Source organism: Aminobacter sp. GW821-FHT11F06 (assembly GCF_058808215.1).
The window spans coordinates 49,151-72,380 of record NZ_JBXARL010000012.1; the positions used below are offsets into that span (position 1 = coordinate 49,151).

Consider the following 23,230-nt stretch of genomic DNA (forward strand, 5'->3'; position numbering starts at 1 on the left):
CAGCCGGAGCCGGCGCGATCCTTGGGCCAGCCGCCGACCCTAGCTGTTCACCGCCAGACGCTGGGGCTGCATATCCGCGCCAGGCGCTTCTTTCTTGCGCGGATAGTCATAGGCGTTGACCTTCGAGGTGGAGTAGCCGGCGCCGACGAGTGCTTCGGCGATCTTCAGCGCGGCCGTCACCCCGTCGATGACCGGAACGCCCGTTGCCTTGGCCAGGCGCTCGCACAGGCTCGACATGCCGGCGCAGCCCAGAATGATCGCTTCCGCCCGGTCTTCGACCTTTGAGCGCTCAATCACCTCGATGAGCAGCCGCTCGGCGGTTTCCGGATCCTCTTCCAAACCAAGCACGGGCAAGTCGATCGCGTGCACGGCGCGGCAATGATGCCCGGCGCCATAAGCCTGGACGATGTCTTCGATGATTGGCACCGAACGCGGAAGCGTGGTGATGACCGAAAAGCGGCGGCTGATCGTCATGGCGACCTGAACGGCTGCCTGGCAGATGCCGATGACTGGCCCCTTGGCCATTTCACGGGCAGCGTGCAGGCCCGGATCGTCGAAACAGGCAATCACATAGGCATCGACGCCCAGCTCTTCGCCCTTGCGGATCTCCGACAGCATGTCGGGCACCGCCACCGCCTCATCGACGCTGCCCTCGATGCTGACAGGCGTCCTGGTCGGGTTCACCGCTGTCACATGCGTTCCCGCACTTGCGACACGCAGCGCGCTTTCCAGCACCTGTTTGGTCATGGAAGCCGTTGAATTCGGATTGATCAGGCGAATATGCACGTTGGTAAATCCTATTCGCCGCTTTCGGCTGCCTTGAGCACATCCGCGATCGCCGGCGCCTTGAGCACGAACTGACGATCGGACGTGATGTAATTGTCCGCATGCAGCCGGGCGATCGGCTGATAGACCTCTGGGTTGACGTAGCGCCCGGCCTCGTCGAGACAGTCGCGGCGAACATGCATGTGGACCACTTCACCCAGCACGAGCACGCGACGCGGGAACTCGATCAGCCGCTCGACCCGACATTCGAAGGAACAAGGCGCGCTGGCGACGTAGTCGACATCGATCTGCGCGCCCTTGGCAGTAGGAAGCCCGGCGATCTCGAGCTCGTCGACGTCGCTTTCGAACCCCAGGCCGCAAACGAGCATCTGCTGCGACAAGGCCATGTCGACCATGCCTACCGCAAACTCGCCGGTTCTTCTGATGTTGGCAACCGTGTCCTTTTCCTCGCCCGACAAGCGCGGCTGGATACCGAGCACGACGATAGGGGGCTCATGCGAAAAGACATTGAAGAAGCTCATCGGTGCGGCGTTGCTTCGCCCGGTGACCGAGCGGGTGGTGACAAGCGCGATCGGCCGAGGACCAATGAAGTTGGTAAGCAGGCGATAGCGGCTTTCCATCTCCAGATTCGTAAAATCGAACTCCATCCGTCCTCTCAGTCCTGTTTTATTTGGTAGACAATCTGATACATAATTGTCAGCAAAATGCGATTCAGGTAATCTACGCAAATGTTGACTTTTTGTTGCGCATGGCGAATGTCGGCCTTGGTGGAGGCATAGTTTCATGACCGAACAAGCAAGCGTTTCGACCCAGCAGATTGTCGAAAAAGTGTGGCTTTCGATTGCCGAGCGCCGGCTGCGTCCGGGTGTACAGCTCAAAGAGGGGCAACTGGCCGCGATTTTCGATGTCAGCCGTGCGCGCATCCGCCAGGCTTTGACGGCGCTCGAACGCGAAGGGCTGGTGACGATCATCCCCAATCGTGGCGCTTTTGTCTGCCAGCCGTCTGTCGACGAGGCCAGGGACGTATTCGCCGTGCGCCGTGCGGTCGAGGCCTGCGTTGTCGAACGGATCGGAACCGCGATTTCGAAGGCTGATGTCGCGCGCCTGCGCAGCCACGTTGCCCAGGAGCGGACCGCTAGTGCCAAGGATGTCACCACCGACATCATCAAGCTGTCCGGCGGCTTCCATCTTCTGCTTGCCGAGATTTCCGGCTCCGATTTTCTGTTTGGAATGATGCGCGACCTGATCTCGCGCACCTCCCTGATCACTGCCGTCTACCGCAACACGGCCCGTTTCAACTGCGGACCGGATGAGCACGATGAAATCGTCGAGGAGATTGCGAAGGGCAACTTCAAGAGAGCGGCAGCCCTGATGGAACATCATCTCGAGCACGTGGAAACGGAACTCGATCTGAGGGAAGTGCGCGACATCTCCCACGATCTGCGGGCCGCGCTGGCGTAGTTCGGCCCGCGCCGACATCATTCGTCTCGCACCAGGTGGCAGGCGACGCGCGTTCCGCTGGCCAGCGTGCGCACTTCGGGAAGCTCTGCCGAGCAGAGTGCTGTGGCGATGGGGCATCGCGGATGGAACGGGCAGCCTGACGGCGGCTTGAGCGGACTTGGCACCTCGCCGCCGGCAACCTCGCGATCCCTGCTGGGACTTACGATGTTGGGGATCGTCTGCAGCAGAAGCTGCGTATAGGGATGGCGCGGCTGCGCGAAAAGCTCCTCCGTATCGCCTTCCTCGACGATACGCCCGAGATACATCACGGCGATGCGGTCGGACATGTGGCGAACCACGCTCATGTCGTGGCTGATGAACAGATAGGTCAGCCCGAACTCGTCCTGCAGGGCCCGCATCAGGTTGAGCACCTGGGCCTGCACCGACACGTCGAGCGCCGAGGTCGGCTCGTCGCAAACCAGGAAGCGCGGCTCGCCCGCCAGGGCGCGGGCGATCGAGATACGCTGGCGCTGGCCGCCGGAGAATTCGTGCGGGAATTTCTCGCCATCCGATGCGGACAAGCCCACCGTCTTCAGCAGTTCAACCACCCGCTCGTTGACCTCGGCTGCGGTGTTGCGCAGCTTCAGTTCGCGGATCGGCTCCGCGATGATGTTCTTGACCCGCCAGCGCGGGTTGAGCGACGCATAGGGATCCTGGAAGATCATCTGGGCCGACAGCGGCTCGCCATCGTGATCCAGCGCGAAACTCACCTTGCCGCTGTTTGGCGTATAGAGCCCTGTCACGAGGCGAGCGACGGTCGACTTGCCGCAACCGCTTTCGCCGACCAGGCTCAGGCAGCCGCCCCTTGGAACCTCGAAGCTGATGTCGTTGACGGCCTGCAGATATTGCCGCGGCTTGCGCTCGATCACGCGATTGAGCCATGGCGCCGACACGTCGAACGTCTTGACGAGCCGATCGACGCTGAGCGCCGAATTCTTCTGCGCGGACATGGCGGTCATGCGGTTCCTCCAGCATTCATCCAGCACGCGCTGACTCCGGAGCCTGCCGGAAGCAGGCTCGGCCGCTCGCGCCTGCAACGCGGCCCGGCGTCCTTGCAGCGGGGGCCGAAGGCGCAACCTTCCGGGATCGCGTCGAGCCGCGGCATCGATCCGTCAATCTGGTTGAGGCGCTCGACACGTGCGCCAAGAGCTGGGATCGAAGCCATGAGGCCGCGTGTGTAAGGGTGCTGGGGGGCGTGCAGAACCTGTTCGACCAGCCCGACCTCGACGAGACGACCGGCATACATCACGGCGATCCTGTCGGCGGTTTCGGCGATGACGCCCATGTCATGCGTCACCAGCATCACCGCTGTCTGCTTTTCCTTGCACAGCTTGCGCAGAAGCGAGGTGATCTGCGCCTGGATCGAAACGTCAAGCGCGGTGGTCGGCTCGTCGGCGATGATCAGCTTCGGCGAGGCCGCGAGCGCCAGTGCGATCACCACGCGTTGCCGCATGCCGCCGGAGAACTGGTGCGGGTACTGGTTGATGCGCTCTTCGGGCGAGGGAATGCCGACGTCCTTCAGCAGCGAAATCGCGCGTGCGGTGGCTTCGGCCTTGTTCATTCCAAGGTGCAGCCGGATCGTTTCGGTCAGCTGCGCGCCAACGGTGAACAGCGGGTTGAGGGAGGTCAGCGGATCCTGGAAAATGGCGCCGATCTCGCGGCCACGGATTTTTTCCATCTCCCGGTCGCCGAGCGTATCGATGCGGCGGTCGCCGAGCCAGATCTCGCCGCCGGCGATACGGCCGGGCCGTTCGAGCAAGCCCAGGACCGCAAGACCGGCCATCGACTTGCCTGCACCGGACTCGCCGACGACACCCAAGATCTCGCCTGGACGTATCGACAGGCTGACGTCGGAGAGTGCTGTCGCGATGCCACGGCGGCCGGGGAATTCCACCTTGAGGTTGCGGACCTCAAGCACGGCTTTTTCTGCTTCAGCCATTGGTGCTGACCTCGATGGGGTAGCTGGGCGGAAAGATCTCCGAAACCGGCGGATTGCCCCAACTGCGTTCCGGATACTTGGCGATGAGGCCGTCGAACTGCCGTTGCGCACGCTGGCGCGCAGCCTTCATGTCGATGCCGGCGACTTCGCCGAAGCGCATAGACAAGCGCCCGTCGACGAAGACGGCTTGCGTGACCTTGCCCGACCCGCCGACAACCAGCGTCGTGATGGGGTCGATAGACGGCGCCATGACCGCGTCATCAAGACCGAACACTGCAATGTCGGCGCGCGCACCGGGCGCGAGCTGGCCAACGTCATCGCGGCCGAGCGCCTTGGCGCCGCCAAGGGTCGCCGCGTCGAACAGGTCGGCGCAGCGCACGCGGTCGGGGGCGCGGTCGTTGATGCGGCAGGCGATCAGGCCAACAAGCAGGTTCATCAGCATGTCGGGCGGCGTGGTATCCGTTCCCATGGCGATGTTGATGCTGCGCTCGCGGCATTTGGAAAACGAGTCCAGCGTGCTGCCGCCGCGCGCCGAAACGAGCGGGCAATGCACGATCGACACGCCGTTGGCAGCGTAGAGGCCGAGGTCTTCGTCGGTGGCGTTGGTGGCATGCGGCGCAATCAGCCGGTCGTTGAGCAGGCCGGCGCTGGCCAGCCAGACCGGAGCTGTCGATCCGTGCAGCTTGCGTACGGTTTCGACCTCCATCGCGCCTTGCGCCATGTGCAGGCGGATCTTGCAGCCGAGTTCGGCCGCCGCCGCCTGGGTCTGGCGCAGAAGTTCTTCGGTGCAGGTCTCGACCCGATCCGGTACCAAAAGGCCGCGCACGAGGTCGCCGTGGCGGCCAGTCTGACGGCCGATATAGTCGACGGCGTCACGCAGGCCGGCAAGGCCGCGCGCCTCGTCGAACACCGCCTCCATCTGGCCCGGCGCTTCGAGCACCATACCGCCGGCGCGATAGGCCGGGCTGAGATAGACCCGAAGTCCAAGCTCGCCGGCGGCTTCGGCTGCCGCGTCGAATTCTGCGACTGTTTCGCCCCATTCGCGGTAAAACAGCGAGGCGATCGGTGCTGCCGTCGTGATGCCGTTCAAAAGCAGCTGGCCAAAGGCGAAACGCTTCTGGAAGGCCAGTTCTTCCTCCGAGTACATCTCGTAGGGACCAGCCTCGACATAGTGGCGCGGCCAGACCCGGCCCTTCGCCCAGCCCGGGTGATGGTCGATGCCCAGGATGGTCGTGTCGAGATCCGACAGCGCATCGAGATCGATGAGGCCGGGGCTGACCAGCGTGTTGCCGAACTCGATCCGGCGGGCCACTTCGCCGGGGAAATCGGTTCCGACAAAGATCACCTGGCCGCCGTCGATGACGACCTGGCCATTGGGGATGAGGCGGTGTCCGCCATCCCTGTTGCCCAGCACCCAGGCAGCAGAGATCAGCGTGCGCCCTTCAGGGCGCTTGCCGAGTTCGAGTGTGTCGAGAACCTGTTTCGTCATGGCATTTGCACCGTGGCCTGGCCGTTGCGCGCGGTGACGCGGCCGCCCTTGATGACCAGCGGGCGCGGCGCAACGTCAACGACGGCATGCGCGAGCGTCTCGCCGGTGAGCAATGTCAGGTCCGCCTTGCAGCCTTCGGCCAAACCATAGCCGTCGATGCGCATGACATCGGCGCCGCCTTGCGAGACGATATGGAGCAGATGCTCCAGTTCGATATCGGAACGAAGGCCGTTCTTCATGCCGACGATCTTGGCGCGGTCGAGCATGTCGGGCTGGCCCCAGGGACCCCAGGTATCGCGGATGCCGTCGCAGCCGGCACCGACGCGCACGCCGGCCTGCTTCAGGCGCATGATCGATGGAACCGTCGCCGACGGGGCGCCGGTCGTCAGGATCGCCACGTCGAGTTGTGCGATCTGGTCGATGAGCTGGCCGACGCGGAGATAGTCGTTCATGCCAAGCGCGAAAGCGTGGCTGATGGCGACCTTGCCTTGCATGCCATTGGCGCGGATGCGCTCGAACATCAGCTCCATGGTGAAGGCGCCGAGATCGCCCGCCTCATGCAGATGAATGTCGATCGGGCATTGGTGCTTTACCGCCAGCGCAAAGATGGCATCCAGTTGGCCCTTGGGGTCGCGGTCGATGCCGCATGGGTCGATGCCACCCAACACTTCGCAGCCCTGGCGCAAAGCCTCGTCGAGCAGTTCAAGTGTGCCGGGCATCACCATGAGGCCGGACTGCGGGAAGGCGACGATCTCGATATCGATGACGCCCTTGAGCTTCTCGCGGGTTTCCATCACGCCTTCGACGATCGACAGGCCGTGGGTAGGGTCGATGTCGACATGGCTGCGGATATGGGTCGCACCATGCGCGGCAAGGCCGATCGCATGACGCATCGACTGGCGATGCGGATCGATGCCGACAGCGATGCGGTTTTCACGCTCGAAGTCGATGCGTTCGCGCAGGACCGCGCGGCGGTTGTTTTCGTGCCAGGGCAATCCCCAGGTCGTCTTGTCGAGATGGGTATGCGCGTCGATGAGGCCCGGAATGGCGATGGCGCCGCCACCGTCCTCGACCGGCATGCCCGGCTCTGCTTCAAAGTGACCAAGACCGACAATCAGCCCGTCGCGGATCAGCAGGTCGCAGTTCGCGCGCCCATGCGGGCGGACGTTGCGCAACAACAGATTAGTCATGAACGCTTACCTCAGTTTCGGATTGAGCACGTCGCGCAGCCAGTCGCCCAGAAGGTTGACGACGACGACGAGCAAGCAGAGCTGGATCACCGGAAACAGCACGATCCACCACGAGCCGGAGAACAGGAACTGATTGCCGATGCGGATCAGCGTTCCCAAGGATGGCTGCCCCGGAGGCATACCGATGCCAAGAAACGACAGCGTCGCTTCGGTCAGGATCGCCATGCCGAAATTCAGCGTGGCGGCGACCAGCACCGGCGTCAGCGTGTTGGGCAAGATGTGATGTGCCAGGATGCGGCGCGAAGGCACCTTCAGCAGCCTGGCCGCCTGGACATATTCCTTGTTGCGCTCAACGATGGTCTGCGCACGAACCGTGCGCGCGTATTGCACCCACGACGACAGCGAGATGGCCAGCACCAGCACGGCGGAGGCCCCAATCTCTCGCAGGTCGGCGGGAAGCAACTGCCGCACCACCGTCGACACCAGGATCGCAATCAAGATGGTGGGGATCGACAGAGTGATATCGCCGATGCGCATCAGGATGTTGTCGATGAAGCCGCCGAAAAAACCAGCGACAAGACCAGCCGTCATGCCGATCAGAAGCGACAGGGCCACTGAGGCAAGACCGATCACGATGGAAATGCGCGTGCCGTAGAGGATGGCCGAAAGCATGTCGCGGCCCTGCGTATCGGTGCCCAGCACATAAGGCCATTCGCCACCCTGTTCCCAGATCGGCGGAAGCTCCGCCTTCCACATGTCGAGCTGAGCGGCGTCATAGGGGTTCTGCGGCGCGACCAGGGGAGCGAAGATCGCCGTTGCGATCAGCACCGCAAACACGATGGCCGCGATCATCGCCGACTTGCTGTGGGTGAAGGACCACCAGACATCGCTGTTGCGGAGGCGCTTTATAAAGCCTGGGCGCGGCGCGATGGCTGGCTTGGAAGTGTCGGTTGTCATCGACGTGTCCCCGGGTTCAGTGCGCGGAGCGCAGGCGCGGATCGATCACCGCATAGGCGATATCGACCATCGTGTTCAGCGCGACAAAGATGAAGGAGATGATGCAGAGATAGGCGGCCATCACAGGGATGTCGAGGAAGGTGACGGCCTGGATGAACAGCATGCCCATGCCCGGCCACTGAAAGACGGTCTCGGTGATCAGGGCAAAGGCGATCAGCGAACCGATATTCATCGCCGTCATGGTGACGACAGGCATCAGGCAGTTCCTGAGCGCGTGGCGGAAATAGACCCGCCAGCGCGGAATGCCCCGGGCGCGTGCGAATTTTATATAGTCGGAGCGCAATACCTCCAGCATTTCGGCACGGACGAGGCGCATGATCAAAGTGATCTGGTAAAGCGACAGCGCCACTGCCGGAAGGATCAGCGCTGCGCGGCCCGAGGGCGTCAGCAGGCCCGTCGACCACCAGCCGATCTGGACGACATCTCCGCGGCCGAAGGACGGCGACCAGCCCAAAATGACCGAGAAGACCAGGATCAGAAGGATGCCGACGACGAAGCTTGGCAGTGAAACGCCAATGATCGACAGAAACTGCAGGGACTCCGTGTACCATCGCCCACGTTTGATTGCTGTAAGCACGCCAAGCGGCAGGCCGACGACCAGCGAGATCAGCGTAGCCACCAGCACCAGCTCCAGCGTTGCCGGGAAGCGTTCGCCGATGAGGGTGAGCACATCCTGGCCATTGCGGTAGGAGATGCCGAAATCGCCCTGCGCCGCATGGGCGACGAAGCGTACGAACTGCGTGGCGACACTGTCGTTGAGACCCAGCCGCTCGCGGATTGCGTCACGGTCCGCCTGCGTCGTCTGCTCGGTGACCATGAGCTCGACCGGATCGCCGGCAAGACGAAAGATCAGGAAGGCGAGCATAGCAACCGCAAGCATGACCATGATGGCATTGGCAATGCGGCTGATGATGAAGACCAGCATATGAAGCCTCGTCAGTTAGGCAGGGAGCGGAATTCGCTCAGCGTGCAAGCGGGCTGATGCGCTAAGCGGCCAAGGGCAACAGTGTCACCGCTGGGCACCCGAGCGCGGTCGCCGGTAACGAGAGCCACGAATGGCGTTCGCTGCCAGGGCAAGGTCTTGAACATCCTCTATCCTCCCACTTGGTGCCTCCGTTTTCGAAGGTCATTGTTCTTAATTCTTAAGCCGACGCGACGCGGGCGGGCTTCCCCCAAAGCCGATTGGCTATCTGGCGGAACAAGCCTCCCAGCTCCGGCGGTCGCTGTATTCGTTGACTACCCAACCAGAGCATTCGCTCATTGCGGCATCTTACCTATCGTACCGCCATATTCTAAAGCCGGTCTAAATTGTCAACTGCTTTGTCGACAATTTTCGGCTGATTGGGCGACTATTGTGGAGGCTTCGACGTGCGGAGTATGGCGGCGCTAGAAGCCGAGACGAAGATCGTCCCTACGTCGGGCAGCTGCGGACTTCCGTGTCATCGGGTCATTTTTGCTGCGATGGAAGGCGTCAGCTTTCCGGATCCTATCGTTGTATACAAATGCTAATGATTATGTTGACAAGCATGTATTTTAGGCCTTCCCTTACGTCATCCGAGCCGCAGAAAACAGGGAACACCGCGCCGGATGCCAAAAATGGGGAGTGACATGATCAACAGACGCTCGACATTGAAATTGTTGGCGCTCGGCGCCGTCTCGGTATTGGCAATTGCAACCGGAGCCACGCTTTCGGCGCAGGCCGCAAACAAGGAGCTCAAGATCGGCTTCGTCGGCGTGACCAGTGGTCCCGCCGCGGCCTGGGGCACGTCCAACGTGCGCTCGATGCAGACACGCGCCGATTGGCTCAATGAAACCGGCGGCGTGAAAATTGGCAGCGATACCTACAACATCAATATCGTGACCTTCGATGACCAGAAGGACCCCAAGCGCGCCATCGCCGGCATGGAGAAGATGGCCCAGGAAGGTATCCACTATGTCGTCGGCCCGAATGTCGACGACGGCGCGGCTGCCGTCCGTCCGGTGGCTGAGTCAAAGGGGATCATCTATTTCCCCTATGCCTTCCCGAAATCGCTCTATGTGGCGCCAGCTTCCAACGCCGTACTTGGCATGGTCGCCAACTACCAGTCCGGCCCGGCGATCTACAAATATCTGATGGAAAAGAAGGGGGTGAAGAAGATCGCCTTCATCGCCGCCAATGAGTCCGATCCGCTCAGCCAGCGTGACAGTGGTGTCGCCGCGGCCAAGGCGCTCGGTCTCGACGTCGTCGCCGAGACCGACACCTACCAGAACGATACGCGCGACTTCACGCCGGTGCTGACGCCGATCGTGCAGTTGAAGCCGGACCTGCTCGTGCTTTCGGGCGTCGCGCCGGCCAATGCGCCGCTGCTCATCCGCGCGGCGCGCGAACTGGGATATCAGGGCCTGATCTCGGCCGAAACGGCGCAGGATGCGGGCGTATTGCAGGAAGGTGCGGGCGAACTCGCCAACGGCTTCATCTCGGTTGGCGGCGCTTCCACGCCCGAAATCCGCACGCCGATGATGGACCAATTCATCGACCGCTACACCAAGAAATTCGGCGAATACAACGACGAGTCCAACACCAAGGTCTATGCGCTCGAATACATCATCGAAACGCTGAAGGCGAACCCCAAGGCGATCGACGATGTCGGCGAGTTCAAGAAGACCATGGACACTTTCTCGGCGCCCAATCCTTACGCCAAGGACGGTACGCTGAAATATGTCGGCAAAACGTCCTTTGGCCAGAAGCGGCAGGTTTCGGTGCCGATGGTGGTGACCGAGTTCGAGAACGGCGCCTTCAAGACGCTGTTCGTCGGCGAAGTGGACTGACGTTCGTCACAGCACTTCAACCGAGGTTCGGGAGCTATCCCGAACCTCCTGCTGACCGGATTTGCCGTCATGGAACAGGTGATCGCCAACGGGCTCTATCTCGGCGCCCAATACGCACTGATCGCGCTCGGTCTGACGTTGATCTTTGCGCTGATGAACGTGCTCAACTTCGCCCATGGGCAGATGTATGTGCTGGGCGGTTTCGTCACCTACTCGGTCTACGGCCAGTTCAAGCTGCCCTTCGCCGTTGCGCTGATCTGTTCGGGTGTGACACTGGCGATCATCGGCGCGCTGATGGAGAAATTTCTCTTCCGCACGGTGATAAGGCGCAGCAAGCGTGAAGAAAGCACGATGCTGCTTGCGGCGGCCACCGCATTCTTTCTCGATGCCGTCATCCTGCTGCTGTTCGGCGAAAAGCAGCGCGGCGTGCCCAAGATAGTCAGTGGCGTCTTCGTTTCCGACGGCTTGATCATGCCCTACGACCGCATGGTCGTCGGCGTGGTCGCGATCCTGATGATCGCCGCCTTCATGCTCTACATGCAATACAGCAAGCCCGGTCGCGCCATGCGGGCGCTGGCGCAGGACCGCATCGCCGCGCAATTGATGGGCGTGAACGTCAACAGCTATTCGATGCTCGGCTTTGCGCTGGGAGCGATGCTCGCGGGTGTCGTCGGCGGGCTCCTGGTCAGCATCACCGGCATCAACTCCGGCATCGGCGGCCCGATCTCGATCAAGGCCTTCCTGATGGTGATGATCGGTGGCGCGGGCGTGGTTGGCGGCGCGATCGCCGGCGGTCTCATCTTGGGCATGATGGAATCGGTCGGCCTCACCGTGCTGCGCGAATATGGTGACGTCACCTATCTCGTCATCTTCGCGCTTTTGATGGTTTTCCTCAGCATCCGCCCGAACGGGCTGATGGGCAAACCTTGGGGCTGACGCGATGACAAAAGCCCCAACCACCAAGATCGTCTCGGCAGTCCTGTTCGTAGCTGTGCTCCTCGTTGGCGTGCCGCTTTTCATCAACGCCACCGGCCGCAGCGATCTTTATTACACACTGACCTCGGTAGCACTTCTCAGCATCATCAGCGCTGGCGTGTGGATCACCTTCTACATCGGCCGCATCAATATCGGCCAGGGCGCCTATGCGCTGATGGGCGGCTACGTCTCGGCCATCCTGGTCACGACCTACGGCGTGTCCTTCTGGTTCACGCTGCCGCTTGCCGGGCTGTTTTGTGCTTCTGCAAGCGTGCTCATCGGACTGCCCATCCTCAGGCTGCGCGGCGTCTATTTCGCCATGGTGTCGCTGGTGCTGACCGAGGTTGCCCGCCTGCTCGCGCTGGCATTGCCCATCACCAACGGCGCCAAGGGCATCGTCAGCATACCCTTGCCGGCCGGCATCAGCCTTTTCGGCATCACGCTGGTTCCGGATTTCGCCACGCTCGCCAATCCGCGGCTCGCCTTCTACATCGTCGCCGTGCTCTTGATGGCCCTGTGCTTCGCCGGGCTTTATCGGCTCGTCCATTCGCGCATCGGCCAGCTCTGCCAGTCGCTTCAGCAAAATGAGGAACTCGCGTCTTCGATTGGCGTCAACATCGCCTATCTCCGCGTTGTCGCCTATGCCATCTCGTCCTTCCTGGGCGGCGTCGGTGGAGCGATGTTCGCCTCGATCTCGCAGTCGATCTACCCATCGAGCTTCACCGTCGCAGACTCCGTCAACTTCATGCTCAACTGCTTCCTCGGCGGGCTGGGCTATGTGCTCGGACCGATGCTCGGAACCTTCGTTCTCTATTTCGGCTGGGACATGCTGTTCCAGACCGGCGAATTCCAGCTCCTGATCTTCTCCACTGTGCTGATCGCGCTCATTCTGGTCCTGCCCAACGGCCTGCTCAGCCTGACCCTGTCGGCCAAGAGGAGTGTCTGAGGCCATGGCCGACATTCTCGAAATCGTCGGGCTCACCAAGCGTTTCGGCGGCCTCGTTGCTGTCAACGACGTTTCGTTTTCGGTGGGCGAACGCGAAATCCTGTCCGTGATCGGGCCGAACGGCGCCGGCAAGTCGACGCTGTTCAAGTTGATTGCTTCATTCCTTCGGCCGACCGACGGCGAAGTGCGCTTCAAGGGCGAACGGATCTCGGGGCTCGCACCGCACATCGCCGCCCGAAAAGGTGTGGTGCGCACCTTCCAGGAAACCACGATCTTCAAGAGCATGACGGTGCGCGACAATGTCGTGACCGCCCATCACCTGCGCTCTCGCGCCAGCCTCGCAGGCTTCTATCTCGGCAGCACGGCCGCCCGTCAGGATCTGGAAGCATTCGGCAAATCGGCGGACGAGATACTCGTTTTCCTCGGCCTCGCGCCGATGCGCAACGAGATTGCCAGCACTTTGCCGCACGGCCATCTCAGGGCGCTCGGCATCGCCATCGGACTGGCCACGAACCCGTCGGTGATCCTGCTCGACGAACCGTTCGCCGGCATGAACCATGACGAGACCAGGCGCGCGGTCGAGATGGTGCGAAAGCTGCGCGAACGCGGCATCACCGTGCTTTTGGTCGAACATGACATGGCCGCGGTGATGAACATCTCCGACCGCATCGTCGTGCTCAACTTTGGCCAGAAGATCGCCGAAGGCACGCCGGCCAAAATCCAACGGGACCCGAAGGTGATCGAAGCCTATCTGGGCGCCGAAGATGAATCGATCGGAATGTAGCCATGGAGCCGCTGCTCAAATTCGATGACGTCGAACTCTACTACGACCACGTCTATGCGCTGAAGGGGGTGTCGCTGGAGGTCCGCGAGGGCGAGACAGTAGCGCTGATCGGCGCCAACGGGGCCGGCAAGACTTCGATCCTGCGCGCCATCACCGGCCTCAAGAAGGTCCACAAGGGCGAAATCCATTACCACGGCAAGCGCATCGATGGCGCTGCACCCGACGAGATCGTGCGCATGGGCATTTCCATGGTGCCCGAAGGGCGTCGTGTCTTCTCCTACATGACGGTTCGCGACAATTTGCTGATGGGTGCCTTCACCCGAACTGACAAGGCCGAGGTTCAGCAAAGCATCGACATGGTGCTGACGCGATTTCCCCGGCTCAAGGAGCGCTATTCGCAGCAAGCCGGAACGATGAGCGGCGGCGAGCAGCAGATGCTGGTGATCGGCCGCGCGCTGATGGCCCGGCCGCGGCTGCTTCTGCTCGACGAGCCCTCGCTCGGGATCGCACCCAAGCTGGTGCAGGACATCGCGCGCTCCATCGTTGCCATCAGTCGCGACGAGAAGGTCAGCGTGCTGCTGGTCGAACAGAATTCGCGCATGGCGCTGCGCATTTCGCAACGCGCTTACGCGCTGTCCACCGGCAAGGTGGCGCTCAGCGGCAACTCGGCCGAGATGCTGAGCGACGAGCGGGTGAGGCATCTTTATCTTGGCGGCGAAGTCTAGGCGGGACGGAACATGCGAATCCTCGTCATAAATCCCAACACCACGGCCTCGATGACCCGTAAGATCGGCAAGGCTGCGAAGTTCGTCGCCTCATCCGGAACCGAGATCATCGCCGTCAATCCCAGGGATGGGCCGCCCAGCATCGAAGGCTATTTCGACGAGGCCTTCGTGGTGCCGGGCATCATCGCCGAAATGGCGCGGGCAGACGACATGGACGGCTATGTGATTGCCTGCTTCGACGACACCGGGCTCGATGCCGCGCGCTGTGCCACCAATGCGCCGGTGATCGGTGTAGGTGAGGCGGCATTTCACCTTGCAACCCTGATCGCCGGCAAGTTCAGTGTCGTCACCACACTTGCGCGCTCCGTGCCGGCGATTGAACAAAACCTGGTCAAATATGGGCTGGCCTCGCGCTGCGCCAAGGTGAGGGCGTCGGATGTCGCCGTGCTCGACCTCGAATTGCCTGGCTCGGATGCCCGCCGCAAGATCTCCGACGAGATAGGGCGCGCCATCGCCGAGGACCGCGCCGAGGCGATCGTGCTCGGCTGCGCCGGCATGACCGACCTGGCGGAAGAATTGTCGCGGGAACATGGCGTGCCGGTGCTGGATGGAGTCGCCTGCGCGGTCAGGCTTGCCGAGGCAGTCGCAGCCCTGGGGCTCAAGACATCCAAGACCGGTGGCTATGCCACGCCATTGGCCAAGCGTTACGCGGGGTCTTATGCATCGCTGTCGCCGCAGGCAAAGGCAACTGTCCAAGCTTAGGGGGCTTAGGACGGGATTGACCGGCCTGCGCCATCTGTGGGATTCCTGCGAAGGCGCGCGACCAGATTGCAACGGCGAGCGCCTAACGGAGCGCTCGCCAGAAACGATGAACATGCTGACTGCTCTTCGACCCGAAAACGACAGCGACAAGCCAGCGGCCCGCTGGTCGCCGATCTATCACGGATTGCGGGACGCGATTGTCGGACATCGCCTCGCGCCGGGCACGAAGCTGCCCGAGGACGAACTTGCATCGATCTATTCGGTCAGCCGCACCGTCATCCGTGCAGCACTTCAAGCGCTTGCCCATGACCGGCTCGCCCGGCTCGAGCCCAATCGTGGCGCCTTTGTCGCCCAGCCGTCGCCCAAGGAGGCGCGTGAGGTGTTCGAGGCCCGTGCGTTGATCGAACCGAAGGTGGCAGCGCTTGCCGCCGAAGTGGCCAAGCCGGAAGACGTTCTTCTCCTGCGCCGGCACCTCGAAAAGGAGCACGAGGCGCTGCATGCCGGTCGTGACAGCGACGCGATCATGCTGTCGGCACGCTTCCATGTCGGTGTCGCTGAAATCGCCGATCATTCCATCCTGACGGGTTTTGTGCGTGATCTTGTTTCGCACTCCTCGCTGATTATCGCCCTCTACTGGAAACGGCGCGACACCACCTGCGAGTGCCATGCCCACCACGCGCTGGTTGATGCCATCGAGGCTGGCGTTGCCTCGGAGGCAGCGGCGCTTATGAAGAGCCATATGGTCGATCTGCTGTCGGGGCTGGACCTCGACCGCGCCGGACAAAAACCGGAAAGACTGGCCGATATCCTTGGCTGATTTTTTGCGAGGTCAGATTTGAGTTGGTTCTGAACGCCGGCCGCCTCGACGCGCTTGGCGCTGGCCGTCAATCGCCCAGAACCTGCCGGTCATCGCCGTCGCGCCGCCGCACCGGCTCTTCCTTTATGCCGCGCATCGTCTTGGCGGCCTTGTTGCGGTCCGCATAGGCAGATGCCGCGTCAGCGGCTTCGTTCAATCCCAGATTCTCTCAAAATAGGAAACGCTCTAAAGGATTTTCATTCTTGCATTTCAACAAAGCAATCAGTTACCCCGTACCAGAAAACATCTTACGCGATTTACATCGACCACAGGATCGAAAGGGGGGCTGCCTGCAATTTTTCGTCGAACGGCGTCACGCGATCATGGTCATGCAGCACAAGTCCACGCACGAACCGATCGCCTACCGCTTCCTGTAACTGCCGCAATCCCCGAAAGTCCTGTGGCCGTACCGTTGCCGAAGCCTTCACTTCGATGCCGACGATCCGTCCACGTCGATCCTCGATCACGATGTCGACTTCATCCTGGTCCTTGGTCCGGTAGTGCGTGAAAATCATTCGGCGCTCGGACCACGATGCCAGCTTCAGGAGTTCTGCGAAAACGAAGCTCTCGAGCAGCGCTCCAAACCGGGAGCGATCCTTCCTGAATGTCTCTTCGTTGTCCTCCCGCAAAGTCGCAAGCAGCCCGGTGTCCAGGAAATGCAGTTTCGGCGTCTTGATAAGGCGGCTCAACCGATTGCTCGACCAAGGCGCCAGCGTTCTGACCAGGAACAGCCGCTCAAGGATCGCAACATATTTTTGTGCTGTCACGCTCGACAGACCGAGTGCTGCGCCAAAGCTTGAATGATTAACAAGTTGTCCTGCATGCTCAGCGAGCACTTGCAACAGCCGTGGCAGACGGTCTAGCTGGTCGATGTTGGCGATGTCGCGAACGTCTCGGTCGAGGATCTGGGTCACATAATCCTCGAGCCACGCCGTGCGGCGGGTCGCCGTTGCTCGGCGCAGAACCTCCGGATAGCCGCCACGCAGTACAAGCGCGATCAGTTCGTCGCCGAATAACGAATCCGTTCCTGCTACGGGTTCCTCACCGGCGAACAGTCGGTCCAGTAGCAGCCCGGGTGTGGAGCGGATTTCCGATTGGGCGAATGGGAGCAGCGAGATCGTCGCCATTCGGCCCGCAAGGGAGTCTGCAATGGCTGGGACTGTGGCGATATTGGCGGAACCAGTCAGCAGGAACCTGCCCGGCTGATCGTGGCGGTCCACGCTTTCCTTGATCGCCAACATGAGTTCCGGCACCCGCTGGACTTCATCGATCACGGCGCTTTCGAGCCCTCTGACGAAACCGACTGGATCCGCACGCGCGGCGCTCAAGGCACCTGCATCATCAAGCGTGATGTAAGGCCGATCCGCTCCGGCAAACTGTCGGGCAAGAGTCGTTTTTCCCGCCTGCCGTGGGCCAACGATCAGGACAACACGCGTGTCCGTGAGTGCTGCCTCGACAAGTGGCTGTATCCGGCGGTCTATCATTTGGCGCGGCGATGCTGAAGCGGTCATGCGACTATTCTTAACTCATTCATCGTCTATTTTAAAGTGATGGCTCGTCCATTTTTACTTCAACGTAAGCAGAGCGGGCGCGAAGGTGAGTTCGTCTCTGCTGATCCGGTGGCGCTCGAGCAGTTTCTCGGCGGCAAGCGTCCGGCCAAAGTCGGCGTAATGCTCGCGCGCAAGGTCGAGTACAAGGTTGCGGAAAGCCTCGCTGTGACGCCGATTGCTCGGCCGGCCGCGCTTCTTCGGCGACGCCGGCCTGGTCATAGGCCTGCAACAGCCTTGAACCTGACTGCGGCTGAGACCGAGCAGCTCGGCCGCCTGGACCACATTCAGGCTACGGCCGAAGCCCATGCTGTCGGTCCTCAGCAACACGAGGGTCGGCCACCGCCACCCATTTGTCTGGCCCGTGTTTTTGTGCGGCCGCGCCAAGCTTGGCAACGGGCTGACCCCACCAGTAGGTCTCGAACTGGAAAGTCTGGCTACCATGGATCGCATGCACATGGGTGTCGATCAGCCCGGGAATGACCGTCTCGCCGGCGAGGTCGACGACCAGCGTACTCACCGCCTCAAGACGCGACAAGCTATGATGCCTTGAAGCGATCCGCTGCTGAAAGCCGTTGCATCAGTGGCTCCGCTTCAGGCCAACGATAAATGTCCTCGCGCAGAAACCGTAGTTCGTCGTCGAGATCCTCTTCGGCGATTTCGACCCACCAGGCTTTCGGTCGACCGTCGCTGCCATCCGACCATCGATATCCGCGCGCCTTCAGATGGTCCTTCATCTCGAAGGGGCTGTTTTCGGCCCACACCCGGACGCGGAGTCGTTGGCTTGCAGCGTAGAGCTCGCCGAATGGCGTTACGTCGCTGCCGGCGATCGGCCTTGCAAGAATTTCGAGCAGGGCATGGCAATCATCGGTCGCGCGATGTCCGTCATGGAACAAGCCGGACTGTCCGACGAGATAACCGAGTTTGTTGCCTTCAAACCCGTGATCCGCCCAGCGGATCTCCGTGACCGAGCAAGCCCACGATTTCGAGGCGAACGATCGCGACAGGCGTTCGCAAAAAGGCCGGTCAAAACCGGCGTTGTGGGCGATGATGAGATCGGCCGGCTCAATAAGTGCATCGAGCGCGCCGACATCCACCGCCTGTCCGGCTACCATCTCGTCGGTGATACCGGTGAGGCGGGTGATCTCCGCGGGTATCGGACCTGAGGGTTGCCGCAGCGCGCTGAACACGCCCACGACGTCGCCGATCACCCCTGCATCGGAATAGGTGAAGGCGACAGCACCGATTTCGATCACCTCGTCGCGGGAATGGTTGAGACCGGTGGTCTCGACGTCGACCAAGACGGCAAGCCGCGGAAATCTGCTGCTTGTGCGATCGATGACCGGACGGGGCACCAGCTTCCGCAGGACCTTGAAACGCCCAGTGTCTTCGAGGAGCCGCGCGAGTTCATCCTCAGTCCCAGAGGCAACATCACCTTGTGGCCGGCCGCGCCGAGCCGGCGCAATGCGTCGCGGTGTTTCCCTATAGCCAGGGTCCAGGTCGAACAGGTCGAACTGTCCAGAAAGTGCGTTCATCAAATCATCCGGTCGAGAAGGCAGGAATCGTCTACGGCATGATATATCGGGCCACCCAGTATAGGCTATTGTGCTGGCACATTTGTGCAGTCTCCCGGGCAAGCGGGGGGATCATCTCCAAAACAGGTTTACCACAATGGCAAGTCCCCCACGCCGACCGACAAACCCGATGGCTGCCGCTGAAGCGGCGTTCAAGCCAATCAAGAAGCCGGCGGCAGAGGTTCGCGCACCCTTGACCGCTCCAAACGTCAGGGAGCTTGTTTCAATCAGGATCGATCGGGCTGTGCTTGACCATTTCCAGGAGGATGGGCCGGGCTGGCAGGACAGGATCAACGAGGCGTTGCGGCAAGCCGTCTTCCAAAAACCGGCCGCCGCCGAGGGAAAGCACTCTGACGAGGACTGACGTGATCGAGAGGCACGTCATCTCGTGCGCCAGGTAAATGTGGCGGATTGATTTGCTTTCTCGCATTTCGGCGTCAGCGCGGCCTGACGCAAAGTGTTTCTTCAACTGCGAACGATCCGCCTACCTAGTTGCGAGCGTCGCCACCAGGTCGCCGAAGCGCTCCCCTTGAATGCTGACATGCTGTCGAAGCAATGATCTGGCCTCTTCGGTGTCGCCGGCCAAGATCGCTTCGACAACCGAGTTGTGCTCGGCAAACGACGTTGCCACGCGATTGAGGACACGCAGTTGAAGACGCCTGTACGGTTGCAGTCGGCGGTGCAGGGCTGCGCATTGCTCAGCCAGGAACCCGCTATGGCTCGCGGCGTAGATCGTTTTGTGAAACCGCTCGTTGTCGTAGTAGTAGGCGTCACTGTCGCCGGCAGAAGATGATCGCTCGCACGCGCGATGCGCGGCCAAGATCGCGATACGATCCTCATCGGTCAGCCGTCGTGCCGCCAGCGCGCCGGCCATGCCTTCGAGTTCGGCCATCACCTCGAACATCTCGAAGATGCGGTGTGGTCCAGGATCGATCACCACCGCGCCGCGGCGTGGACGGATCTCCACAAGGCCGATGGCGCTCAGCTGCATCAACGCCTCGCGCACCGGTGTCCTTGAGACGCCGAAGCGCGTTGCCAGTTGCACCTCATCCAATCGCGCGCCTGGAGCGAACTCATTGGAAATAATAGCGTTTTCCAGGTCGTCACGCAGGCGTTGAACTACATTCTCGGACATGCTTGCTGGCTTTCCAATACAAAAGATGAAATCTTGCATACAAGAACGTTGACTGTGCTCACAAGATACCTTACAAACCTCTACCACAGCAGGCAGGTCGCACACAATCAGGCGAGCGGATCCGGAGATCGGATGCGCGCGGGGGACGCTGTTCGCACTGAGCAGGCTTCGCCAGGAGGATGACATGCAAGGTATCTCGTTCTTCAACGATATGGTGCAAAGCATTACCGACAGGGGCCGGCGGTTGTTGGCAGTCGGGACGCGTGGTGAAAGCGAGCTCGGCAAGGCCGAGCCTCCCATCGAAACCCTTTGCAACATGCTGCTGTCGAGCCGGGGCGAAGCCTCGGGCATGGCACTGGCGGCGGAAATCCTGCAGCGCTGGACCCAACTGGATGCGGCCGGCCAGCAGGGCTTCGTGCATTTGTTGCACGAGCAGTTCGGTCCGGACATTGCCAGGCTGGACAAGGCGGTCGACCGCTACCGTGGCGACAAAGGTTCCGACGCCGTCATCGAACTGCATCAGGCGGCCGAGCCACGCCGGCAGGAACTCGTGCGCCGGCTGAACCTCGCGCCGAAGGGAACGGCGAAACTGGTGGAGATGCGCGAGCGATTGCTGGCGGCAAAGGACGTGACCGAGCAATTCCGTGCCGTCGACGCCGATTTTTCGCATCTGTTCGGCTCCTGGTTCAATCGCGGCTTCCTGACCTTGCGTCCCATCGACTGGTCGACGCCGGCCGACATTCTGGAAAAGATCATCAAATACGAGGCGGTGCATGAGATCGCCGGGTGGGAAGAGCTGCGCCGGCGGCTGGCACCGTCTGACCGCCGCTGCTTTGCCTTCTTTCATCCGCGGTTGGCCGACGATCCGCTGATTTTCGTCGAGGTGGCGCTGACCAAGACGACACCCTCTACCATCGCCGACGTGCTCGACGAAAAACGTTCGCCGATCACCGCGCAGGACGCCACCACGGCGGTGTTTTATTCCATCTCCAACTGCCAGGACGGCTTGCGCGGCATTTCGTTCGGCAACTTCCTGATCAAGCAGGTCGTCGAGGATTTGCGCCGCGACCTGCCGGGGCTGAAGACCTTCGTGACGCTGTCGCCGGTGCCGGGCTTTGCCGGCTGGCTGGCCAGGCTGCGCAAGAGCAGTGGCATCGACGCGGCGACGCTGGAAACATTGCGGCTGCTCGACGATCCGGACTGGGGCGACAATCCGCAGCGGTCGCAGGCGCTCAAGGCCGTGTTGATGCCGCTCGCCGCGCGCTATTTCATCAAGGAGCGCAGCGAGGGCGGGCGACCGGTCGATCCGGTGGCGCGTTTCCACCTGGGCAATGGCGCAAGGCTGGAACGGCTGAATTTTCTCGCCGACCGTTCGGCCAAGGCGATGCGCCAATCGCACGGCCTGATGGTCAACTATCTCTACCAACTTGAAGACATCGAGGCCAATCACGAGGCCTTGGCACAACACGGCGAAGTCGCCGCTTCGCCAAAGGTGAAGAGCCTGGCCGCGGCTGAGCAGGCAGGCCATTCGGCGCCGGTCGGCCGCAGGCTGCGCCAGACACAAAAGGCCTGACGCAAAAAGGATCGGGAGGAGTTCCATGAGCAATCATCTGTTCGACGCCATTCGGGCATCCGCCAAATCCGGCGACGCCATTTTCATCGAGACTATCGATGGTCGGCGCTGGACCTATGCGGACGCACTGCGGCTCTCCGGCCAGATCGCTAGCGCCATTGATGTGCTGGGCGTTCGCCCCGGCGACCGTGTCGCGGTGCAGGTCGACAAGAGCCCGCTGGCCCTGATGCTCTATCTTGCCTGCGTACGCTGCGGGGCGGTCTATCTGCCGTTGAACACCGCCTATACGCTGGCCGAACTCGACTACTTCATCGGCGATGCCGAGCCCAGGCTTGTCATCGTTTCAGCCAAGGCCAGGCAAGGCATCGAGCCGGTCGCGCAAAACTACGGCGCGATCGTCGAGACGCTCGATGCCGACGGCGCCGGATCGCTGATGGAACTGGCCCGGGACGAGCCCGCCGATTTCATCGATGCGGCGCGCGCGCCCGACGACCTTGCCGCCATCCTCTATACGTCGGGAACGACCGGGCGATCGAAAGGCGCGATGCTGACGCATGACAATCTGCTGTCGAATGCGCTGGCCCTGAGGGACTGCTGGCATATGACCGCAAGCGACCGGCTGATCCATGCGCTGCCGATCTTCCACACGCACGGGCTGTTTGTCGCGACCAATGTCACGCTGATCGCCGGCGCCTCGATGTTCCTGCTGCCCAGATTCGAGCCGGATGAGATATTGTCGCTGATGCCGCGGTCGACGCTGATGATGGGTGTGCCGACCTTCTATGTGCGGCTGCTTCAGCACGAGGGCTTGACCCAGGAAGCTGTCGCGACGATGCGGCTGTTCATCTCGGGCTCGGCGCCGCTGCTTGCCGAAACGCATGTCGCCTTCAAGCAGCGCACCGGTCATGCCATTCTGGAACGCTACGGCATGACTGAAACGAACATGAACACCTCCAATCCGTATGACGGTGAGCGCAAGGCGGGAACGGTCGGTTTGCCGCTGCCGGGGGTCTCCGTCAGGGTCACCGATCCAGCGACGGGCGCTAGACTTGGATCAGACGAAACCGGCATGATCGAGATCAAAGGCCCGAATGTTTTCAAGGGTTACTGGCGGATGCCGGAGAAGACGGCGGCCGAATTCACTCAGGATGGCTATTTCGTCAGCGGCGACCTCGGCAAAATTGATGCTGGGGGCTACATCCACATTGTCGGTCGCGGCAAGGACCTGGTGATCTCCGGTGGCTACAACATCTATCCCAAAGAGGTCGAGAGCGAGATCGACCAGATCGACGGCGTTGCCGAGAGCGCGGTGATTGGCGTGCCGCATCCGGATTTCGGCGAGGGTGTCACGGCGATTGTCGTGCTCAAGCCCGATGCTTCGCTTGACGAGAAGACCGTGCTGACAGCGTTGGGCGATCGCCTTGCGCGCTACAAGCAGCCCAAGCGGGTGATCTTCGCCGAGGATTTGCCCCGCAACACGATGGGCAAGGTGCAGAAGAACCTTCTGCGCGACCAATATGGCAGCCTTTACACGAAGGCTTCCTAGGAAGCCCAACGGTTCCGCGGTGGCGCCTGGGAGCGAGGCCGGCGCGGAACCATCAACCGAACGCATGAAAGTGAGAAC

General features: G+C 61.7%; 24 protein-coding genes and 1 pseudogene. 11 read left to right on the forward strand and 14 right to left on the reverse strand.

The genetic code is table 11. From position 1 onward, the window contains the following. Positions 1-39 precede the first annotated feature (39 nt). Both AC1RTB_RS23875 and AC1RTB_RS23880 read right to left on the reverse strand, forming a co-directional pair. Positions 40-786 (reverse strand): aspartate/glutamate racemase family protein, encoded by a 747-nt coding sequence (locus AC1RTB_RS23875; protein ID WP_492881646.1) that lies wholly within the window; start codon positions 784-786, stop codon positions 40-42. 11 nt (positions 787-797) lie between these two features. Further along, complete coding sequence (locus tag AC1RTB_RS23880; RefSeq protein WP_492881647.1) at positions 798-1,433, reverse strand: flavin reductase family protein; 636 nt, start codon at positions 1,431-1,433, stop codon at positions 798-800. 136 nt (positions 1,434-1,569) lie between these two features. Here AC1RTB_RS23880 and AC1RTB_RS23885 point away from each other — a divergent pair, with 136 nt between their 5' ends. Then, positions 1,570-2,247: a GntR family transcriptional regulator gene (locus tag AC1RTB_RS23885; protein WP_492881648.1), complete on the forward strand. Its 678-nt coding sequence runs from the start codon at positions 1,570-1,572 to the stop codon at positions 2,245-2,247. A gap of 17 nt (positions 2,248-2,264) precedes the next feature. On the opposite strand, the gene AC1RTB_RS23890 is transcribed toward AC1RTB_RS23885, so the two are convergent. From AC1RTB_RS23890 to AC1RTB_RS23915, 6 genes are read right to left on the reverse strand one after another with little or no spacing between them, the layout of a single operon-like run. Next, positions 2,265-3,245 carry an ABC transporter ATP-binding protein gene (locus tag AC1RTB_RS23890; RefSeq protein WP_492881649.1) on the reverse strand — a complete coding sequence of 327 codons (981 nt, stop codon included), beginning with the start codon at positions 3,243-3,245 and terminating at the stop codon, positions 2,265-2,267. Next, positions 3,242-4,225: an ABC transporter ATP-binding protein gene (locus AC1RTB_RS23895; RefSeq protein WP_492881650.1), complete on the reverse strand. Its 984-nt coding sequence runs from the start codon at positions 4,223-4,225 to the stop codon at positions 3,242-3,244. Before AC1RTB_RS23895 ends, AC1RTB_RS23890 begins: the two co-directional genes overlap by 4 nt. Further along, the gene (locus tag AC1RTB_RS23900; RefSeq protein WP_492881651.1) at positions 4,218-5,714 is read right to left on the reverse strand and encodes an amidohydrolase family protein; all 1,497 of its coding nucleotides are present in this window, start codon (positions 5,712-5,714) and stop codon (positions 4,218-4,220) included. The genes AC1RTB_RS23895 and AC1RTB_RS23900 overlap by 8 nt, the downstream gene beginning before the upstream one ends. After that, positions 5,711-6,904: an amidohydrolase family protein gene (locus tag AC1RTB_RS23905; RefSeq protein WP_492881652.1), complete on the reverse strand. Its 1,194-nt coding sequence runs from the start codon at positions 6,902-6,904 to the stop codon at positions 5,711-5,713. Before AC1RTB_RS23905 ends, AC1RTB_RS23900 begins: the two co-directional genes overlap by 4 nt. 6 nt (positions 6,905-6,910) lie before the next feature. Beyond that, a complete protein-coding gene (locus tag AC1RTB_RS23910) occupies positions 6,911-7,861 on the reverse strand; it encodes an ABC transporter permease (RefSeq protein WP_492881653.1) in 951 nt (316 codons plus the stop codon). Positions 7,862-7,877: 16 nt separating this feature from the next. Further along, positions 7,878-8,846: an ABC transporter permease gene (locus tag AC1RTB_RS23915; RefSeq protein ID WP_492881654.1), complete on the reverse strand. Its 969-nt coding sequence runs from the start codon at positions 8,844-8,846 to the stop codon at positions 7,878-7,880. A gap of 683 nt (positions 8,847-9,529) precedes the next feature. Between AC1RTB_RS23915 and AC1RTB_RS23920 the strand changes: the two genes are divergently transcribed. The 7 genes from AC1RTB_RS23920 (at position 9,530) to AC1RTB_RS23950 (ending at position 15,738) form a co-directional block, all read left to right on the forward strand. Continuing rightward, positions 9,530-10,729, forward strand: coding sequence for an ABC transporter substrate-binding protein (locus tag AC1RTB_RS23920; RefSeq protein ID WP_492881656.1), 1,200 nt, complete (start codon positions 9,530-9,532; stop codon positions 10,727-10,729). A gap of 69 nt (positions 10,730-10,798) precedes the next feature. Next, on the forward strand, positions 10,799-11,665 hold the full coding sequence (locus AC1RTB_RS23925) for a branched-chain amino acid ABC transporter permease (protein ID WP_492881657.1): 867 nt from the start codon (positions 10,799-10,801) through the stop codon (positions 11,663-11,665). 4 nt (positions 11,666-11,669) lie between these two features. Beyond that, the gene (locus AC1RTB_RS23930; protein ID WP_492881658.1) at positions 11,670-12,650 is read left to right on the forward strand and encodes a branched-chain amino acid ABC transporter permease; all 981 of its coding nucleotides are present in this window, start codon (positions 11,670-11,672) and stop codon (positions 12,648-12,650) included. 4 nt (positions 12,651-12,654) lie between these two features. Further along, positions 12,655-13,434, forward strand: coding sequence for an ABC transporter ATP-binding protein (locus AC1RTB_RS23935; protein WP_492881659.1), 780 nt, complete (start codon positions 12,655-12,657; stop codon positions 13,432-13,434). Positions 13,435-13,436: 2 nt separating this feature from the next. Next, entirely contained in the window at positions 13,437-14,159 is a 723-nt protein-coding gene (locus AC1RTB_RS23940) for an ABC transporter ATP-binding protein (RefSeq protein WP_492881660.1), read from the forward strand. A gap of 12 nt (positions 14,160-14,171) precedes the next feature. Then, the gene (locus tag AC1RTB_RS23945) at positions 14,172-14,921 is read left to right on the forward strand and encodes an aspartate/glutamate racemase family protein (protein WP_492881661.1); all 750 of its coding nucleotides are present in this window, start codon (positions 14,172-14,174) and stop codon (positions 14,919-14,921) included. A 112-nt stretch (positions 14,922-15,033) separates the two neighbouring features. Beyond that, entirely contained in the window at positions 15,034-15,738 is a 705-nt protein-coding gene (locus tag AC1RTB_RS23950; RefSeq protein WP_492881663.1) for a GntR family transcriptional regulator, read from the forward strand. A gap of 67 nt (positions 15,739-15,805) precedes the next feature. Here AC1RTB_RS23950 and AC1RTB_RS23955 read toward each other — a convergent pair whose 3' ends face one another. The 5 genes and pseudogenes from AC1RTB_RS23955 to AC1RTB_RS23975 all read right to left on the reverse strand — a co-directional run bounded on the left by AC1RTB_RS23955 (position 15,806) and on the right by AC1RTB_RS23975 (position 18,859). Continuing rightward, entirely contained in the window at positions 15,806-15,934 is a 129-nt protein-coding gene (locus AC1RTB_RS23955; protein WP_492881664.1) for a hypothetical protein, read from the reverse strand. Between the two features lie 100 nt (positions 15,935-16,034). Further along, positions 16,035-17,288 (reverse strand): ATP-binding protein, encoded by a 1,254-nt coding sequence (locus AC1RTB_RS23960; RefSeq protein WP_492881665.1) that lies wholly within the window; start codon positions 17,286-17,288, stop codon positions 16,035-16,037. A gap of 99 nt (positions 17,289-17,387) precedes the next feature. After that, positions 17,388-17,633, reverse strand: a pseudogene (locus AC1RTB_RS23965) (helix-turn-helix domain-containing protein); the annotation flags it as partial. Further along, positions 17,617-17,862, reverse strand: coding sequence for an amidohydrolase family protein (locus AC1RTB_RS23970; protein ID WP_492881666.1), 246 nt, complete (start codon positions 17,860-17,862; stop codon positions 17,617-17,619). The pseudogene AC1RTB_RS23965 and the gene AC1RTB_RS23970, both read right to left, overlap by 17 nt. 1 nt (position 17,863) lies before the next feature. Next, positions 17,864-18,859, reverse strand: a complete 996-nt coding sequence (locus tag AC1RTB_RS23975; RefSeq protein WP_492881667.1) for a 3'-5' exonuclease — start codon at positions 18,857-18,859, stop codon at positions 17,864-17,866. A gap of 136 nt (positions 18,860-18,995) precedes the next feature. Here AC1RTB_RS23975 and AC1RTB_RS23980 point away from each other — a divergent pair, with 136 nt between their 5' ends. Beyond that, positions 18,996-19,262: a BrnA antitoxin family protein gene (locus tag AC1RTB_RS23980; RefSeq protein ID WP_492881668.1), complete on the forward strand. Its 267-nt coding sequence runs from the start codon at positions 18,996-18,998 to the stop codon at positions 19,260-19,262. Between the two features lie 120 nt (positions 19,263-19,382). On the opposite strand, the gene AC1RTB_RS23985 is transcribed toward AC1RTB_RS23980, so the two are convergent. Continuing rightward, entirely contained in the window at positions 19,383-20,033 is a 651-nt protein-coding gene (locus AC1RTB_RS23985) for a GntR family transcriptional regulator (RefSeq protein ID WP_492881669.1), read from the reverse strand. A 184-nt stretch (positions 20,034-20,217) separates the two neighbouring features. Between AC1RTB_RS23985 and AC1RTB_RS23990 the strand changes: the two genes are divergently transcribed. Continuing rightward, entirely contained in the window at positions 20,218-21,606 is a 1,389-nt protein-coding gene (locus AC1RTB_RS23990; protein ID WP_492881670.1) for a malonyl-CoA decarboxylase, read from the forward strand. 25 nt (positions 21,607-21,631) lie between these two features. Beyond that, positions 21,632-23,152: a malonate--CoA ligase gene (locus AC1RTB_RS23995; RefSeq protein ID WP_492881671.1), complete on the forward strand. Its 1,521-nt coding sequence runs from the start codon at positions 21,632-21,634 to the stop codon at positions 23,150-23,152. The last annotated feature ends 78 nt before the right edge of the window (positions 23,153-23,230 follow it).